This is a genomic window from Frigoribacterium sp. PvP121 (genome assembly GCF_017833115.1).
Classification (GTDB): domain Bacteria; phylum Actinomycetota; class Actinomycetes; order Actinomycetales; family Microbacteriaceae; genus Frigoribacterium; species Frigoribacterium endophyticum.
In genome coordinates, this window is the sequence record NZ_JAFIBR010000001.1 from 2,027,261 (window position 1) to 2,043,835 (window position 16,575).

Consider the following 16,575-nt stretch of genomic DNA (forward strand, 5'->3'; position numbering starts at 1 on the left):
GCGCGTCGACGTGATCGAGGCAGATCGCGCCGACGGCGCGGGGCGGGAGGCGACGTGGCACGACGACTGCCGTCCACTCCGCCGGTGCTGCCGGGCTTCTCGTCGGTGCACGTGCTCGGCTCCGGCGGCTTCGCCGACGTCTTCCTCTACGAGCAGAACATGCCCCGACGCCAGGTGGCCGTCAAGGTGATGCTGAGCGAGGTCGTCAACGACCAGGTGCGGCAGATGTTCCAGGCCGAGGCCAACCTCATGGCCCAGCTGAGCTCGCACCCGTCCATCCTCACCGTCTACCAGGCGAGCGTCTCGGCCGACGGCCGGCCGTACCTCGTGATGGAGCTCTGCTCGTCGTCGCTGAGCGAGCGCTACCGGCGTGACCGCATCCCCGTCGCGGACGTCCTCCGCATCGGCGTGGCGATCGGCTCCGCCGTCGAGACGGCGCACCGGGCCGGGGTGCTGCACCGCGACATCAAGCCGTCGAACATCCTCATGACCGCCTACGGCCACCCCGTCCTCTCCGACTTCGGCATCGCCGCCTCCCTCAGCGAGAGCGAGCCGCAGGAGGTCGTCGGCATGTCGATCCCGTGGTCGGCGCCGGAGGTCCTCCTCGACGAGACGGCCGGCACCGTCGAGTCGGAGGTCTGGTCGCTGGGCGCCACCGTCTACTCCCTGCTGGCGGGTCGCAGCCCCTTCGAGATCCTCGGCAGCGACAAGAACGGGGCGTCCGAGCTCATCGGCCGGATCGACAAGGCCAAGCTCGTCCCGACGGGCCGCACCGACGTCCCCCCGAGCCTCGAGCGCATCCTGGCCCGTTCCATGTCGCGCCGCCCCGAGCAGCGTCAGTCGAGCGTGCTCGAGCTCCTCCGCGAGCTGCAGCAGGTCGAGTCGGAGGTCGGGGTGGGCCAGACGCCGATCGAGGTCGCCGTCGACGACTGGGCCCTCGCGACGGTGACCGACCTCGAGGAGAAGACCCGCATCCGCGGCGTGGCGCCCGTCGTCGCGACGCGACGCCGACGGCGGCGGCGGCGTCAGGTCACGGAGGCGCAGGCGGCCGCCGTCCACGGTCCCCGGGCGGGCGCCGGCGCGCGGAGCCAGGCGGGCCCGGGGCAGAGCAGAGCCCTGCTGCGCAGCACGGGCACACGGCCGGCTCGCCGTGACCGCCGCGTCCTCGCCCTCGTCTGGCTGCTCGTCGCGGCCGGGGTGGTCGTCATCGCGCTGGGGGCCACCGCCACGCTCGTGCTCGTGCGGGCCTCGTCGACCGAGATCCCGCGCGTGACGGGCATCTCGACCTCGAGCGACGGCACGTCGGTCGTCTTCTCCTGGAGCGACCCGGGCCTCCGGCCGGGGGACTCCTACGTCATCACCACCGGTGACGACTCGAGCCAGCAGACCGTCGGCCGCTTCGTCGCGAGCCCCTCCGACCCCGACGCGGAGGTCTGCGTGACCGTGAGCGTCAACCGAGGGGGCCGGAGCGGTGAGCCGAGCGCCGAGACGTGCGCCACGGTGGGGCCCACGCCGTGAGCCGGCTCCTCTCCTGGGCGTCGCGACGTCGCTCGGCCGTCGCCACGGGCATGAGCTCCGTTCTGATCGCAGCCGTCGTGGCGGGCGTGGCGGTGGTCAGCACCGGGTACGAGGCGCAGCGCATCGACCTCGACGACGGGACGGTGTGGGTGGCGAACGGCGCCCGGTCGGCCGTGGGCCGTGCGAACGCCGACGTCCGCGAGCTCAACGCGGCGGTCCGTGCCACGGGGACGGACCTCGCCGTCGCCCAGTCGGGCCAGGACGTCCTGCTCGTCGACCGCACGGCCGCGACGGTGGGGGTCGTCGACCCCGCGACGGCGACCCTCGGCGACACGGTGCCGCTCCCTCCCGAGTCGCCCGACGTCGCCATCGCGGGCGACCGGGCGCTGATCGTCTCGCAGGGCACGGGGGAGCTGTGGAGCCAGCCCCTCGACTCCCTGGCGTCGTTCAGCAGCGACGTCGACGCCGACCTCAGCCTGGGCGCCGACGTCGTCACGAGCGTCAGCCCCGGCGGGGTGACCACGGTCTTCTCGGCGGAGACCGCCGTGGTGACGCGCATCGACTCTCCCGACGACCTCGTCGTCTCGTCGACCAGCACCACCTCGCTGACGGGCGACGGACCCTTCCAGGTGACCAGCGTCGGCGGCCGCTCCGCCGTCCTCGACCTCGCCACCGGTGAGCTCGTCGTCGACGGCGCCCCGGTCGACCTCGGTGCCGAGGCCGACGGGGGGCTCGCCCTGCAGCAGGCGTCCGACGACGGTGACGGCGTGCTCGTCGCCACGTCCTCGTCGCTCCTCCGGGTGCCCTTCTCCGGAGGGGAGCCGGAGGAGGTCGTGACCGGGCAGGTCGGGGCGCCCGCCCGGCCCGTCGTCGTCGCGGGCTGCACGTACGCGGCCTGGGCGGGAGGGTCCGCCTGGAGCGACTGCTCCGGCGCCCGCGGCGGTCTCCTCGAGCTCGACGGCGTGCCGGCCACCTCCGATCTCGTCCTGGCGGTCCACGGCGAGCACGTGGTGCTGAACGACCCGGCCGGAGGGCGCAGCTGGGCGGTGCAGGGCGACGGCTCCGTCATCGACAACTGGGACGAGCTCCTCGACGAGGAGCAGCAGGAGGAGCAGGAGGAGAACGACGCGACCGACGAGCCGCCGGAGCTCGACCCCGACCAGAAGGCCCCCGTGGCCGTCGACGACTCGCTCGGCGCCAGGCCCGGGCGGGCGAGCACCCTGCCCGTGCTGCTCAACGACTACGACCCCAACGGCGACCCGCTCGTCATCGAGAGCGTCGGCGAGATCGACCCCGCCGTGGGGCGCCTCGACCTCGTCAACGACCGCCAGCAGGTGTTGCTCACCCTCGCCGACGACGCCTCCGGGGCGGTGCTCGTCGACTACACGGTGAGCGACGGCCGCGGCGGCACGGACTCGGCGGTGGCGACGGTCGCCATCCGGCAGGAGGGCGAGAACGGCCCGCCGGCCCAGGTCCGTCGCTCCACCGCGACGGTGTCGTCGGCGGGGCGGGTCTCGACCGCCGTCCTCGGCGACTGGGTCGACCCGGACGGCGACGCGTTCTACCTCACCTCCGCGTCGGGCGCCGACGGGGTCTCGTACAAGCCGTCCGGCGACGTCGTCTACCAGGACGCGGGGGCCGGCGCCGACACCGTCGACCTCTCCCTCGTGGTGAGCGACGGCCAGGCCGAGGGGCGCGGCCAGCTCGTGGTCACGGTCGGCGGAGCGGCGACCCTGCGGGCCGACTCGTTCACGGTCCAGGCCTACGCGGGCCGCCAGGTGACCGTCCGCCCGTTGGACTACGCCCGCGGGGGCTCCGGTGAGCTGAGGCTCAACAGCGTCCCGGCCAAGGCCGGCTCGACCGTGACGCCGAGCTACGACGCCGGCACGTTCCGGTTCGTCAGCGACGAGGTCCGCACGCACAACCTCGAGTACACCGTGACGGACGGTGACCAGACCGCGACGGGCGTCGTCCGGATCGACGTCCAGTCGCCTCCTGACCCCTCCACCCCGCCGGTGACGACGCCGAAGACGGTCTTCGTCGAGACGCTGAGCTCGCAGACCCTCGACGTCGTCGCGACCGACCTCGACCCCGCGGGCAACGTCCTGATGGTGACCGGCACCTCCGAGGTGCCCCTCAGCACCGGCGTGCGGGTCGAGACCCTCGAACAGCGCTACCTGCGCATCACCCTCGCCGCCCCGCTCGAGGGCCCCGTCGGCCTGACGTACACGGTGTCGAACGGCCTGGCGACCGCCGAGGGCACCGTCACGGTCGTCGAGATACCCCGGCGCCAGCAGACGCAGCCCCCGGTGGCGACCGACGACCAGGTCACCGTCCGGGTCGGCGACGCCATCGACATCGACGTCCTCGCGAACGACGAGCAGCCCGACGGCGACGACCTGACCCTGGTCGCGGACCTGGTCCGGGGGGTCCCGGCCGACGGCGGGCTCCTGTTCACGTCGGCCACCGAGCTCCGGTACCTCGCGCCGGCCACGCCCGGCAACTTCACCGCGGTGTACGCGGTGCAGGGCCGGGACGGGCAGACCGACTCCGCCCAGGTGTCGATCTCCGTCCGCGAGGCGGACGCCTCGACGAACAACGCCCCGGTGCCCCAGACCGTGACGGCCCGGGTCGTCGCGGGCCAGACCGTGCGGGTCAGCGTGCCCCTCGCCGACATCGACCCCGACGGCGACAGCGTCAGCCTGCTGGGCATCGGCACGAGCCCCGAGAAGGGCAACGTGACGGAGGTGGGGGCCGACTTCGCGCAGTACCAGGCCAACGCCTCGGCGGCGGGAACGGACGAGTTCACGTACACCGTCGTCGACGGGCTGGGCGCCCGGGCCACGGGCAAGCTCCGGATCGGCATCGCGGCCCGCGCCGACGGCTCGCGGAACCCGGTGGCCGTCGCGGACGTCGTGACGATGCGGCCCGGCGGCACCGTGACGGTCAGGGTGCTCGAGAACGACTCCGACCCCGACGGGGGTGCCCTCTCCGTGACCCAGGTGGAGCCCTCCGACGAGGCCACGACGGCCGAGGTCGTGGACGGCTCCCTCGTCGAGGTGACGCCGCCCCGGGCCGAGGGGTCGTACGGCCTCGTCTACACGGTCGAGAACGCGCAGGGCGGCTCCAGCTCGAGCTTCGTCACGGTCACCGTCGACGCCGACGCCCCCCTCAACCGCCCCACGGCGTCCGACACCGTCCTCGACCTCGCCGACATCAGCGGCCGGGAGTCCGTCGACGTGGCCGTCCTCGCCAACGTCTTCTTCGCCGACGGCCCCGTCTCCGAGCTGGGCCTCGGCATCGAGCCCGGCTACGACGGCACGTCCGTCGTGACCGCCGACCGTCGCGTGCGCGTCACCCTGACCGACCGCGCGCAGATCATCCCCTTCTTCGTCACCCACCCCGACGACCCGCGCGTGCGGGCGACGGCGTTCATCCGCGTCCCCGGCTTCGACGACGCCCTGCCGCAGCTCGACAAGCGGGCGCGACCCGTGACGGTCGTCAGCGGCCAGCGCGTCGTCGTCGACCTCAGCCGGTACGTCATCGCCGCGGGCGGCAAGGCCGTCCGCCTGACGAACCCCGGAGCCGTGCGGGCCACCCACGCGAACGGGGACGATCTGGTCATCGACCAGACCACGCTGGCGTACACGTCGGCCGACCTCTACTTCGGGGCCGCCTCCCTCTCGTTCGAGGTCACCGACGGAACGTCCGCCGACGACCCCGAGGGCCGGACCGCGACGCTCGTGCTCCCGGTCACGGTCACGCCGCGCGAGAACCAGCCGCCCACCTTCACCGGCACGTCGATCGCCCTCGAGCCCGGCGAGTCGCGGACGCTCGACCTGACCCGCCTCACGACGTACCCGTACCCCGACGCGGTCGGCGAGCTGCGCTTCGAGGCCCGCCCCGAGGCCGCTCCCGGGTTCACCGTCGACGTGTCGGGCCAGCGCATGACGGTCACGGCCGACGCCGGCACCCCGAAGGGCACCTCCCGCACCCTGCCCGTCTCCGTGCGCGACTCCGTCTCGACCGGCCAGTCGGGCGCGGTCCAGCTCGCCGTCGTGGGGTCGAGCCGTCCCCTCGCGCAGCCCGTCGCCGACGCGCAGGCGGTCCGGCGGGGCAGCTCGGCGACCATCGACGTGCTCGCCAACGACCAGGCGACCAACCCCTTCCCCGGTCAGCCGCTCCGCGTCGTCGACATCAGGGGCCTGGGGGGAGGCGCCCTGCCGGCGGGCGTGTCGGTCACGCCGAGCGCCGACAGCAGGACCCTCGCGGTCGCCGTCGGCGCCGGCGCCGCCCCCGGCGACGCGAACCTGCAGTACCGGGTCGCCGACGTCACCGGCGACCCCGACCGCCAGGTGTGGGGCAACGTGACGATCTCCGTCCAGGACGTCCCGGCGCAGCCGGCGGCGCCGACCCGCACCGGGTCCTTCCGCGGCGGAGAGCTGACGCTGAGCTACGCGGCTCCGCAGGCGAACAACTCCCCGATCACCCGGTTCCGGCTCGTGGGCACCGGCAGCGGCGGCTCGCCCTACTCGAAGGACTGCGGGCTCTCCACGGTCTGCACCCTGACCGACCTCGCCCCGGAGCAGACCTACCAGTTCGCCGTCGTCGCGACCAACGCCGTCGGCGACTCCCCGGCGAGCGCCCTCAGCGACTCCTACAGCGCCGACTTCGTCCCGGCGGCGCCGACCGGCGTCTCGGTCACCCCGTCGCGCTCCACCCCGGGCGCGCTCGACGTGTCGTGGAACGCCGTGCCGAAGCCGGCGAGGGGCACCGCGGTCACGGGCTACGTCGTCGAGCGCGCCGGCGCGGCGGCCCAGTCGACGTCGGCCACCTCGGTGACCCTGACCGGCCTCGCTCCGAACGAGGTCTACGGCGTGACGGTCTCGGCACGCAACCGTGCGCAGGTCAGCAGCGACGCCGACTGGGCGCGGAGCGGCACGGTCTCGGCGCGGGCGGTCGGTGAACCCTCGGCCCCTGTCGGTGTCCGTGCTGATCGCGACCGCAACACCATCACGGTTTCGTGGCAAGCGCCAGCAGATCTGGGCGGTGCCTCAGCTGTGACCTACAGCGTCTGGCGGCAGGACACGGGCACAGGCGCGACGGGGTGCAACGCCGCCGGTACGCGCATCCTGAACGACCAGTCGACCTCATCCGTGACCGACTCTCCGCCGGACGACGGTACCTTCACGTACGTGGTCGTCGCGCGAAACGGCTACTTCTGCGGCGCGAGCGGCAGCGCTTCGTCGACGAGCGTCACGCCACCAGGTGCCGCGACGGGTTCCGTCTCGGTCGAGCAGTCAGACAGTTTCGGGAACTACGACCTTCGTGTGAGCAATCTGTCCGCGGCGAGCGGGACGGCTGACCGATACGAATACCGCGTTGGCGGTGGCGCCTGGCGTCCCGTGGCGAACGGCGACTTCATCGCCTCTGATGCACCGAGCGGACGCACGCTCTCGGTCACCTTCAGGGCCTGTCGGACGATCTTGCTCTTCAGCGAATGTGGCGCCGAGTCGTCGGCCACGTCGGCCACGCCAGTCTCGACCCGCCCTGCCGGAGCCGTGTGCAGCGTTAATCAACCACTCGTCGTGAATGATCCCGCCAATGGGCCTGATGCGGTGGTGCCGGACGACGGGATGGTGATCGTCTTCGTCACGGTGGCTCAAGGAGCAGGCAGCCCCGTGGAGACCGAGTCACGGACTGACCCGGCCACAGGCCGACCTTGGACTCGTTCCAGCACCGTGCCCGAGACCGCCGCGTCGGTCCGAGTCACGACGACGGTGGACGCCGACGGCACGTCCTACACGGATCCCGGCTCGTTCACGACATCGTGCTCGTGACGCACCACCGCCCCGCGCCGACCAGAGAGACGACAGCAGAATGAGCATGACCCCCGAGCAGGCGACCTGGTTCTCCGACATCTTCGGCCGCCTCGTCGCCAACGTCGACCAGGTCCTCCTCGGCAAGTCCTTCGTCGTCAGGCTCTCGTTCACGGCGCTGCTGAGCGAGGGCCACCTGCTGCTCGAGGACTTCCCGGGCACGGGCAAGACGTCGCTGGCCCGGGCGGTCGCGCAGACCGTGCAGGGCACCAGCAGCCGGGTCCAGTTCACGCCGGACCTCCTGCCCGGCGACATCACGGGCGTCAGCATCTACGACCAGAAGAAGGGCGAGTTCGAGTTCCACCGCGGGCCCGTCTTCGCCAACATCGTGCTCGCCGACGAGATCAACCGGGCGAGCCCGAAGACGCAGTCGGCGCTGCTGGAGGTCATGGAGGAGTCGCGGGTCACCGTCGACGGGATCAGCCACGACGTCGGTTCGCCGTTCATGGTCATCGCGACCCAGAACCCGGTCGAGCAGGCGGGCACCTACCGCCTCCCGGAGGCCCAGCTCGACCGGTTCGTCATGAAGACCTCGATCGGCTACCCCGACCACGCGGCCACCGTCCGGATCCTCGAGGGCTCCGCGACGCGGGTCCACGAGGGGTCGATCTCGCCCGTGGTCCAGGCCGGCGTCGTCGTCGAGATGGCCCGTCTCGCCCGCACGGTGCACGTCGAGTCGACCATCAACGACTACGTCGCCCGTCTCGTCGAGGCGACGCGCACGGCCCAGGAGGTGCGCCTGGGCGTGAGCGTCCGGGGCGCGCTGTCGCTGGTGCGCTGCGCGAAGACCTACGCGGCGTCGCTCGGCCGGCACTACGTGACGCCCGACGACGTCAAGGTGCTCGCCGAGCCCGTCCTGGCGCACCGCCTCGTGCTCGACCCCGAGGCGGAGTTCGACGGCGTCACCGCGTCGAGCGTCGTCAGCCAGCTCCTGATCGAGACCCCTCCGCCGGCCGAGAGGGTCGCCGTGTGAACGAGGAGGGAGCGGGCCCCGTCGGGGCGTCGCGTGGGTCCGTCGCTGCGCGTGAGCGCAGCCGCACCCGGGGCGGGCAGCCCGCCCGGGGCGGACAGCCCGCCCGGGGCGGGGCCGACGCCTCGTTCGCCACCGGCACTCGGGGGCTCACGAACGCCCGCACCCGGCTCGTCGGCGACCGCACCGGCCCCGTGGCCGACGGCCTCGTGCTCGTGGTCCGGGCCGCCCGTGGCGTGCGTCGTGTCACCTCGCACGGGGTCACCGTCGTCTCGGGCGTCGTCACGCCCGTGGGCTGGGCCATGCTCGTCGCCGCGCCCGTCGGCCTGGCCGCGGGCCTCGTGCTCGGCTGGCAGGAGCTGCTGGTGATCGGCTGGGCCGCGGTCGTCATGCTCGTCGTCGCGGCCGTGTACCTGATCGGGAGGAACGCGTTCACGGTCGAGCTCCACCTCCCGCACGAGCGGGTGGCCGTCGGCGACGACGCCTCGGGGACGGTCACGGTGACGAACCCCACCCGTCGGCGGCTCCTCGGCGTCTCCGTCGAGGTGCCCGTCGGCGTCGGCCTCGCCGAGCTGAGCCTGCCCGGGCTGCGGGCGGGGGAGTCGCTGACCGAGACGTTCCCGGTGCCGACGACGCGCCGGGGGGTCGTGCGGGTCGGCCCGGTCCGCACCGTCCGCGGCGACGCCGTCGGCCTCGTGCGGCGCGAGCTGGAGTGGACGGGCGTGACCGAGCTCTTCGTGCACCCCCGGACGATCGGCATCGCCAGCTCGAGCACCGGCCTCATCCGCGACCTGGAGGGCAACCCGACGAGGGACCTCAGCCCGAGCGACATCTCGTTCCACGCCCTGCGGGAGTACCAGCCGGGCGACGAACGGCGGAACATCCACTGGCGGTCCACCGCCAAGACCGGCACCTACATGGTCCGTCAGTTCGAGGAGAGCCGTCGGAGCCACGTCGTGATCGCCCTCAGCGTCGCCCGCGACGACTACGCGGGCGACGAGGAGTTCGAGCTGGCCGTCAGCGTCGCCGGCTCGCTGGGCGTCCGGGCGATCCGCGACGCCCGCGAGGTGAGCGTCGTCGTGGGCGAGCGCACGCCGGAGTTCGCCAAGCGCAAGGTGCTCGCCGTGCGCGAGCTCAGCACCCTGACCCGCAACCGCCTCCTCGACGACCTCGCGGTCGTGGAGCGCGACGAGTCGGCGCTGCGGATCGAGGACGTCGCACGCGTGTCGAGCACCCAGGTGTCGGGCGTGAGCGTCGCGTTCCTCGTGGTGGGGTCGAGCACCACGCTGACCGGGATGCGGGCGGCCGCCCTGCAGTTCCCGCTCGGCGTCGAGGCCGTCGCGGTCGTCTGCGACCCCGAGTCGGTGCCGGGCATGGTCCGGGTCGCCGACCTCACGGTGCTGACGGTGGGCTACCTCGACGACCTGGCCCTCTCCTTGGCCCGGGCGGCGGCGACGTGACCGCGCACGACCTGGGGGAGCGCCGTCGGGCCGGCGACCTGCGGGTGCGGGTCCGGCGACCGCGGCTCCGCGCCTCCTTCGTCTCCCTCGCGTGCACCCTGCTCGGCCTCGCCACCCTCGTCTCCGCGGTGCCGTTCTGGCCCGTCTACCAGAGCGCGGAGTTCGTCGTCACCGTCGTGGTGACGGTGCTCGTCGGCACCGTGCTCGGCGTCGCCGGAGCCGTCCTGCGCCTCTCGAGCTTCGCGGTGCTCCTGGTGACCGTGGCGGCGTACCTGCTGCTCGGCGTCCCCCTCGCCGTGCCCTCCGGGGCGCTCTGGGGCGTCCTCCCCACCCTCGACGGCCTGCGTCAGCTGGTCGTCGGCACCGCCCTCGGCTGGAAGCAGCTGCTGACGATCTCGCTGCCCGTGGGCAGCTACGAGGCGCTGCTGGTGCCGCTGTTCGTGCTGCTGCTCGTCGTGTCGGTCGTCGGGACGTCGGTGGCGCTCCGCACCCGGCGCGGCGAGCTCGCGATGGCGGGGCCCGTGGTCGTCCACCTGGCGGGCATCGTGCTGGGGCCCGAGGACGCCGTCCTGCCGCGGGTGGCCGGGCTCGCGCTGCTGACGACGTGCGTGGCCTGGTTCGTCTGGTGGCGCCTCCGTCGTCGTCGCCTGGCGGTCGACGCCCTCGCCGGGGGCCGCCCGTCGGGCTCGACGGGCCACGGGCACGGCACCGTCGCGGGCCGGGCCGTCGCGGGCACCGTCCTGACGCTGGCCGTGGCCGCCTCGACCGCCGTCGGGGCCGTGGCCCTGCTGCCGTCCCCGAGCGACCGGGTCGTCGCGCGCTCGCTCGTGGCCCAGCCGTTCGACCCGCGCGACGAGGTGAGCCCCCTGACGCGCTTCCGCGTCTACGAGCAGGAGCCGCTGGTCGACGACGAGGTCTTCCGCGTCCGGGGGCTGGCGCCGGGGCAGCTGCTGCGCCTCGCGACCCTCGACACCTACGACGGCGTCTCGTACACGGTCGGCAGCGGCTCGGTGTCGAGCGCGTCCGGCACGTTCGACCTCGTGCCGTCCACCGTCGACCAGTCCGACGTCGCGGGCGCGCCGACGAGCGTCTCGGTCGACGTCGGCTCGTACGAGGGCATCTGGTTGCCGACCGTCGGGGCGCTCCGCGACGTCGCCTTCTCGGGCCCGACCGCCGCCGAGCGACGGGAGCGCTTCTACTACAACGACGCGACGGGCACGGCGGCCGTCGTCGGGGGAGTCTCCGAGGGCGACGCCTACAGCCTCCGGGCCGTCCTGCCCCGGCAGCCGTCCGGGGGCGACCTCGACCGCCTGACGCCCGGCACCGACGCCGTCCCGGCCCCCCGGGCCGTCCCCGACGAGCTGAGCACGGCCCTGGACGGCTACGTCGAGGGAGTCGCGGGGCCGGGTGCCCAGCTCCGGGCAGCCCTCGAGGGCCTCCGGGCGCAGGGCTACGTGAGCCACGGCGTCTCCGCCGACGAGCCGCCCAGCCGGTCGGGCCACGGGGCCGACCGCATCGCGCAGCTCTTCACGGACCCGGTCATGGTCGGCGACGGCGAGCAGTACGCGACGGCGGCCGCCCTGATGGCCGACCAGCTCGGCTTCCCCGCCAGGGTGGTCATGGGCTTCGTGCCGAGCGAGGAGGCGCCCGTCGACGACCAGGGAGCGGTCGCCCTCACCGGCGGTGACGTCACGGCCTGGATCGAGGTCGACACCGCCCAGTTCGGCTGGGTGGCCCTCGACCCGAACCCGGAGGAACGACCCGTCCCCGAGGAGCAGCTGCAGGACCCGAGCCAGGTCTCACGCCCGGAGTCGGTCGTGCAGCCGCCGCCGCAGGACCCGCAGGTGCGCGACGACCAGGCCCCGCCCCAGACGGCGCAGGAGGACGCCGACACGCCCCCCGAGTGGCTCGCGGCGCTTCTCGTGGTCGTCACGGTCGCGGGGTGGCTCGCCCTCGTGGCGGGCATCGTCGCGGCGCCGTTCCTGGCCGTGGTCGGGCTGAAGGTCCGTCGTCGTCGACGTCGCAGGAGGGCGGCCTCGGCCGCGGCCCGGATCACCGGCGGCTGGCGCGAGTTCGAGGACGCCGTGGTCGACCACGGCGTCGACACGCCCCCGGCGGCGACCCGGAGCGAGGTCGCCGCCCGCGTCGGCGGGGCGCGCACGGCGGTGCTGGCCCGCGTGGCCGACCGTGCGGTCTTCGGTCCGTCCGCCCCGCCGGAGGAGGACGCCGACCGCGTCTGGGCGGCCGTCGAGGACCTCCGTCGTTCGCTGGGGGAGGGCCTCACCCGGTGGCAGCGGGTCAAGGCCGCGGTCTCGCTCCGCTCGCTCCGTCGATACCATGGCCGGACACGTCCCGAGCGCTAGAGGAACCTCATCGATGCACTGCCCCACCTGCGCCAGCCCCCTCCCCGTCGGAGCCATGTTCTGCGGCGAGTGCGGCCGGGCCGTCACGAGCGCGGACGTGCAGGCGGCCCGCCGGGCGGAGGAGGCCGAGGCTGCGCGCGTCGCCGCGGCGGGGCCGGCCCCGGCTGCTGAGACGCCGTCCTGGCGCCTCGAGCAGCCCGACCGTCCGCTGCCGGGCGAGCAGGAGCCCTGGTGGGTGCGCGAGCGTCGAGCCCCCGCCGCGCCGCCGGCGTGGTCCGGCCAGCCCGTGCAGCCCCTCCCGACGACGCCCGAGGCGCGCCCCGCCCCGACGGAGCCCGACGACGGGCCCGTCGACCGGCCCACCGAGGCTGCGACACCGGCCGCCGTCCCGGCCCCGGCACCCGCGCCTCCGGCACCCGCGCCCCCGGCGGCCCCCGCTGTCCGGCCGGCGCCCCTGCGCGTGCCCGGTGCCGACGACGACGGCCCGCGGCCCACGTCGGCCCCGCTGTGGACGGCGTCCCTGGCACCCGTCCCCGTTCCCGAGGTCGTGTCGGCGACGGCCGACTCCGCCGACCCCGCCCCCGTCGACCAGCAGTCGCGCCCGGGCTCGGAGGCGGAGGCCGAGGAGGCGACGCCCGCCCCGGACGGTGCCGCCTCACCCGGCGACGTCGGAGCCGAGCCGCGCGAGGACGAGTCCGTTCCGACCGACGACGCGTCCGAGGGCTCCGAGCACCTGGTCGGCGCGGCGTCGGGGCCGTCCGGCCCCGCGACGCCCGCGACCGACACCGCCGCCGACACCGCCGCCGAGGGTGCCGACGCCTCAGGCCAGGACGACCCCGCCGAGCTCGACCACGACGTCGACGTGACGCCCACGGTCGGCGAGGCCGCCGACGCCGCCGACGCGCAGGCCGCCGAGCCCGAGCCGGCCTCAGCTCCCGTGCCCCTCCGCGAGCCCGTGGCGTTCGCCCCCGCAGCGGGCGACACGGCCCCCGTGGCCCCCGTCCCCCTGGTGGAGCCGGGGCGCGCAGCCGCCGTCGAGCACTGCACCCACTGCGGGGCCGCTCTCCACGAGGACGACATCTTCTGCCCCGAGTGCGGTGCCGTCGTGCAGTCCGTCGCCCTGTCGTTCACCGGGCCGATCACTCCCTTGCCGGCCAGCTGGACGCCGCCGACCACGCCGGCGCCCGACGCACGCGTCGAGCCGGAGCCCGTCGAGCCGGCGCCCGTCGAGCCCGCCCCGAGCGAGGCGGCGCCCGTCGAGCAGCCCTCGCCCCGGCCGGTGACGCCTCCTGCGTCCTCGGCCCCCGTCGTGCCCCCGGCCCCCCCGGCGCCCGAGGCCTCGCCGTGGCGCCCCTCGCCCCTGCCTCCCCACCTGAGGCCGTCCGACGACGACGACGTCGACGCCACCCGGCTCGTCCGGCGCGGCCCCGTCGGCACCCCCTACCTCCTCCAGTTCAGCACCGGCGAGAGCGTCACCGTCGACGGCTCGGGCCTGCTCGGCCGCGCGCCCGCCCCGCAGCCCGGCGAGCGCTTCGACCAGCTGGTGCGCATCGTCGACCCCGGCAAGTCCGTCTCCAAGACGCACCTCGAGTTCGGGCAGGAGTTCGGGGCGCTCTGGGTGAGCGACCGGTGGTCGGGCAACGGCACCGTCGTCCGGCCCCACGACCAGCCCGCCCGCCGGGTGGAGCCCGGCACCCGGGTGCGCGTCGCTCGGGGCACCCGCGTCGAGATCGGCGAGCAGTTCTTCGTCGTGAGCTGACGTCCCTCCCCAGCTGACGACGTTCCCGTCCGTCCCCCGGCGTCGGCACGCGTCCCCGCGTCGGCGGCGCGACGTGGTCTCCTCGGGCATGCCCCTGCCTCTCCGTGCTCCTCGTTCCCTCGCCCCCGACGCCCCGTCGCGAGGGGCGCCGCGGGCGCCCCTCGCCGTCGTCGGGAGCGACGCCGCGCTGGTCGCCGCCGGGGTGGCGGCGGTCGTGCTGACCACCGGCGGGGCGCGGTCCTGGAGCGTCGCCGTCGTCGCCGCGGCCGCCTCCTGGGTCGGCACGACGGCGGCGAGTCTCCTCCGACACCGGAGGCCACGGTCACGTCGAGCCGCGCGGGAGCACGAGGAGGCGGTGGCGGCGGTCACGAGACAGCTCGCGGTCGTGGCCGACGACCTGTCCGCCGAGTTCCCGGACTCGGCGGCGCTCGCCGAGCTCGTGCGTCGTCGGGGAGGCCTGCTGTCCCTCGCGCCCCGTGACCCCGGCGGCGCGGCGTGGCTCGTCCTCGGCACGGGGCAGGTGGACGTGGACGTGGGCGTGGCGGGGCTCGACGACGACGGGCGGGGCGGGAGCGCGAGCTCCGGGCCAGCCGACGCGGCGCTCCCCGACGAGCCGGTCACCGCGCGACGACGTTCCCCGGGTCTGAGCCCGTCGACGATCGCCCGGGGCCCGCTCTGCGTCGACGCCCGCGGTGGTGTCGACGTCCACGGCCCCGCCGTGCTCGTCCGCGGTGTCGCCGCGGGCTTCCGGCTGCAGCTCCGCGCCCAGGGCGGCCCGGTCGACGCGGTGGCCGTCGTCGGTGAGGACGCGCCGAGCAGGGCGCCGGCCGCGTGCGTGCTGGTCGTCGACCGGGACGGCACGGCGACGGTCACCCGCCGCGACGGGCGTGCGTGCCGGGTGCCCGTCCAGGTCTGGAGCATCTCAGTGCACGACGACGCGGAGCGGGTGCGGCCGTGACGCGGCACCACCCGCGCCGGGGCCCGGGGCCCGGGGCCGCGGGGGCCCTCAGCGTCCCGCGGCGACGAGCTCGGGGCTCACCTCGATGCCGCCGACGACGACGCCTCCGCCGAGGACGGGCTCCAGGGTCGCGTCGACGACGCGTCGTGCCGCGTCGGCGTCCACCGCGCCCTCGGCGACGAGGAGGTGGAGCGCCACCAGCGTGCCCGCTCGCACGTTGCCGTCCAGCACCTTCACGGCGACGCCCACGCCGCCCGGGGTGCCCATCACCATGACACCCTCGGCCCCGAGCTTCGCGAAGACGCCCAGCTCGTCGACCGTGACCGTGTTGGCACGGCCGGGCCCGTCGATGGCCCAGGCGTCGGCGAACACGGCGTCGACGAGCCGCGCGGCCTCGGGGTCGCCCGCCCGGCGCGCGGGCGCCACCGAACCGGCGACCCGGGCGACGGAGCGCGCGAGCCCCGTCACGGTCGTCGCGAACACCGGGGCCCCGCAGCCGTCGACGCCCGCGTGGTCGACGACCTCGCCGGTGTACTCGGCCACGGTCTCCCGCACGGCACGCTGCAGCGGGTGGTCCAGGTCGACGTAGGTCGCCGGGTCCCAGCCGTTCTCGGCGCAGGCGAGGAGGAACGACGCGTGCTTGCCCGAGCAGTTCATGGCGAGCCGACGGCTGCCGTCGGCGCGCCGGGCGCTCGCCCGGTCGCCGGGCCAGTCGGGCGGGCAGAGCAGGTCGTCCTCGCCGCTGCCGGAGCGGGCGAGCACGCTCGCGGCCAGGGCGAGGTGCTCCGGGGTGCCGGCGTGGCTCGCCGTCGCGATCGCCGCCTGGGAGCCCGGCAGCTCGACGCCCGACCGCAGCACGGTGAGCGCCTGCAGGGGCTTGAGGCACGAGCGCGGGTAGATCGAGGCGCCCGCGTCGCCGACCTCGCGGAGCACGGCGCCGTCGTGGTCGACGACGGCGGCGGCGCCCAGGTGCCGGCTCTCCTCCAGCCCGGAGCGCACCAGCACGGCCAGCTCACGGCTGCCCGCCGCCGTGAGCGGGTGGCGGGGGGCGGAGACGGGCGCGGTGGCACTGAGGTCGGTCATGATGGGGAGCATACCGACGCCCCCGGCCACCGACGGGGGCGTGCCCGCCACCGATCCCCGGAGGTCCCCGTGCTCGACCACCACTACGCCGTCGACCTCACCTGGACGGGCGACCGCGGCGTCGGCACCACGTCGTACCGCAGCTACGGGCGCGACGCCGTGATCTCGGCCGCGGGCAAGCGGCACGACGTCGAGGGCTCCGCCGACCGCACCTTCCACGGCGACGCCGACCGCTGGAACCCGGAGGAGCTCCTGCTCGCCGCGCTGGCCGAGTGCCACCTGCTCAGCTACCTCCACGTCGCGGCCGCCGCGGGCGTCGTCGTCGTCGCCTACTCGGACGCCGCGGAGGGCAGCATGACCCAGACCGCCGACGGGGGAGGCCGCTTCACCTCGGCGACCCTGCGGCCCCGCGTGACCGTGGCCGACGAGAGCATGGTCGAGGCCGCGACCCGCCTGCACGCGGAGGCGTCCCGCAAGTGCTTCATCGCCGCCTCCGTCGCCTTCCCCGTCGGGCACGAGCCCACGACGCTCGTCCGCGCCTCCTGACCCGGGGCACGACGCCCAGCAGACACCTCGACGTCGTGC

The 16,575-nt window shown here is 75.0% G+C and carries 9 protein-coding genes; 8 read left to right on the forward strand and 1 reads right to left on the reverse strand.

Going from position 1 to position 16,575, the window contains the following annotated elements; all coding sequences use genetic code 11:
- Window positions 1–54: 54 nt before the first annotated feature.
- The 7 genes from JOE43_RS09470 to JOE43_RS09500 all read left to right on the forward strand — a co-directional run bounded on the left by JOE43_RS09470 (window position 55) and on the right by JOE43_RS09500 (window position 14,907).
- The gene (locus JOE43_RS09470) at window positions 55–1,518 is read left to right on the forward strand and encodes a serine/threonine-protein kinase (RefSeq protein ID WP_209517287.1); all 1,464 of its coding nucleotides are present in this window, start codon (window positions 55–57) and stop codon (window positions 1,516–1,518) included.
- Window positions 1,515–7,358, forward strand: a complete 5,844-nt coding sequence (locus tag JOE43_RS09475) for an Ig-like domain-containing protein (protein WP_209517289.1) — start codon at window positions 1,515–1,517, stop codon at window positions 7,356–7,358. The genes JOE43_RS09470 and JOE43_RS09475 overlap by 4 nt, the downstream gene beginning before the upstream one ends.
- A gap of 40 nt (window positions 7,359–7,398) precedes the next feature.
- Window positions 7,399–8,370, forward strand: coding sequence for a MoxR family ATPase (locus JOE43_RS09480; protein WP_056053982.1), 972 nt, complete (start codon window positions 7,399–7,401; stop codon window positions 8,368–8,370).
- Window positions 8,367–9,827: a DUF58 domain-containing protein gene (locus JOE43_RS09485; protein WP_209517291.1), complete on the forward strand. Its 1,461-nt coding sequence runs from the start codon at window positions 8,367–8,369 to the stop codon at window positions 9,825–9,827. The genes JOE43_RS09480 and JOE43_RS09485 overlap by 4 nt, the downstream gene beginning before the upstream one ends.
- Window positions 9,824–12,190, forward strand: coding sequence for a transglutaminaseTgpA domain-containing protein (locus JOE43_RS09490; RefSeq protein ID WP_307803306.1), 2,367 nt, complete (start codon window positions 9,824–9,826; stop codon window positions 12,188–12,190). The genes JOE43_RS09485 and JOE43_RS09490 overlap by 4 nt, the downstream gene beginning before the upstream one ends.
- Before the next feature lie 13 nt (window positions 12,191–12,203).
- A complete protein-coding gene (locus tag JOE43_RS09495; protein ID WP_209517293.1) occupies window positions 12,204–13,949 on the forward strand; it encodes an FHA domain-containing protein in 1,746 nt (581 codons plus the stop codon).
- 88 nt (window positions 13,950–14,037) lie between these two features.
- Window positions 14,038–14,907, forward strand: coding sequence for a hypothetical protein (locus tag JOE43_RS09500; RefSeq protein ID WP_209517295.1), 870 nt, complete (start codon window positions 14,038–14,040; stop codon window positions 14,905–14,907).
- Window positions 14,908–14,955: 48 nt separating this feature from the next.
- On the opposite strand, the gene JOE43_RS09505 is transcribed toward JOE43_RS09500, so the two are convergent.
- Complete coding sequence (locus tag JOE43_RS09505) at window positions 14,956–15,990, reverse strand: asparaginase (protein ID WP_209517297.1); 1,035 nt, start codon at window positions 15,988–15,990, stop codon at window positions 14,956–14,958.
- Window positions 15,991–16,059: 69 nt separating this feature from the next.
- On the opposite strand from JOE43_RS09505, the gene JOE43_RS09510 reads away from it, so the two are divergent.
- Entirely contained in the window at window positions 16,060–16,536 is a 477-nt protein-coding gene (locus tag JOE43_RS09510) for an OsmC family protein (RefSeq protein WP_209517299.1), read from the forward strand.
- The last annotated feature ends 39 nt before the right edge of the window (window positions 16,537–16,575 follow it).

Excerpts from the sequence above, each read along its gene's own strand:
- JOE43_RS09500 (WP_209517295.1), top strand. The coding sequence starts at position 14,038 with ATGCCCCTGCCTCTCCGTGCTCCTCGTTCCCTCGCCCCCGACGCCCCG.
- JOE43_RS09495 (WP_209517293.1), top strand. The coding sequence starts at position 12,204 with ATGCACTGCCCCACCTGCGCCAGCCCCCTCCCCGTCGGAGCCATGTTC.
- JOE43_RS09480 (WP_056053982.1), top strand. The coding sequence starts at position 7,399 with ATGAGCATGACCCCCGAGCAGGCGACCTGGTTCTCCGACATCTTCGGC.
- JOE43_RS09505 (WP_209517297.1), bottom strand. The coding sequence starts at position 15,990 with ATGACCGACCTCAGTGCCACCGCGCCCGTCTCCGCCCCCCGCCACCCG.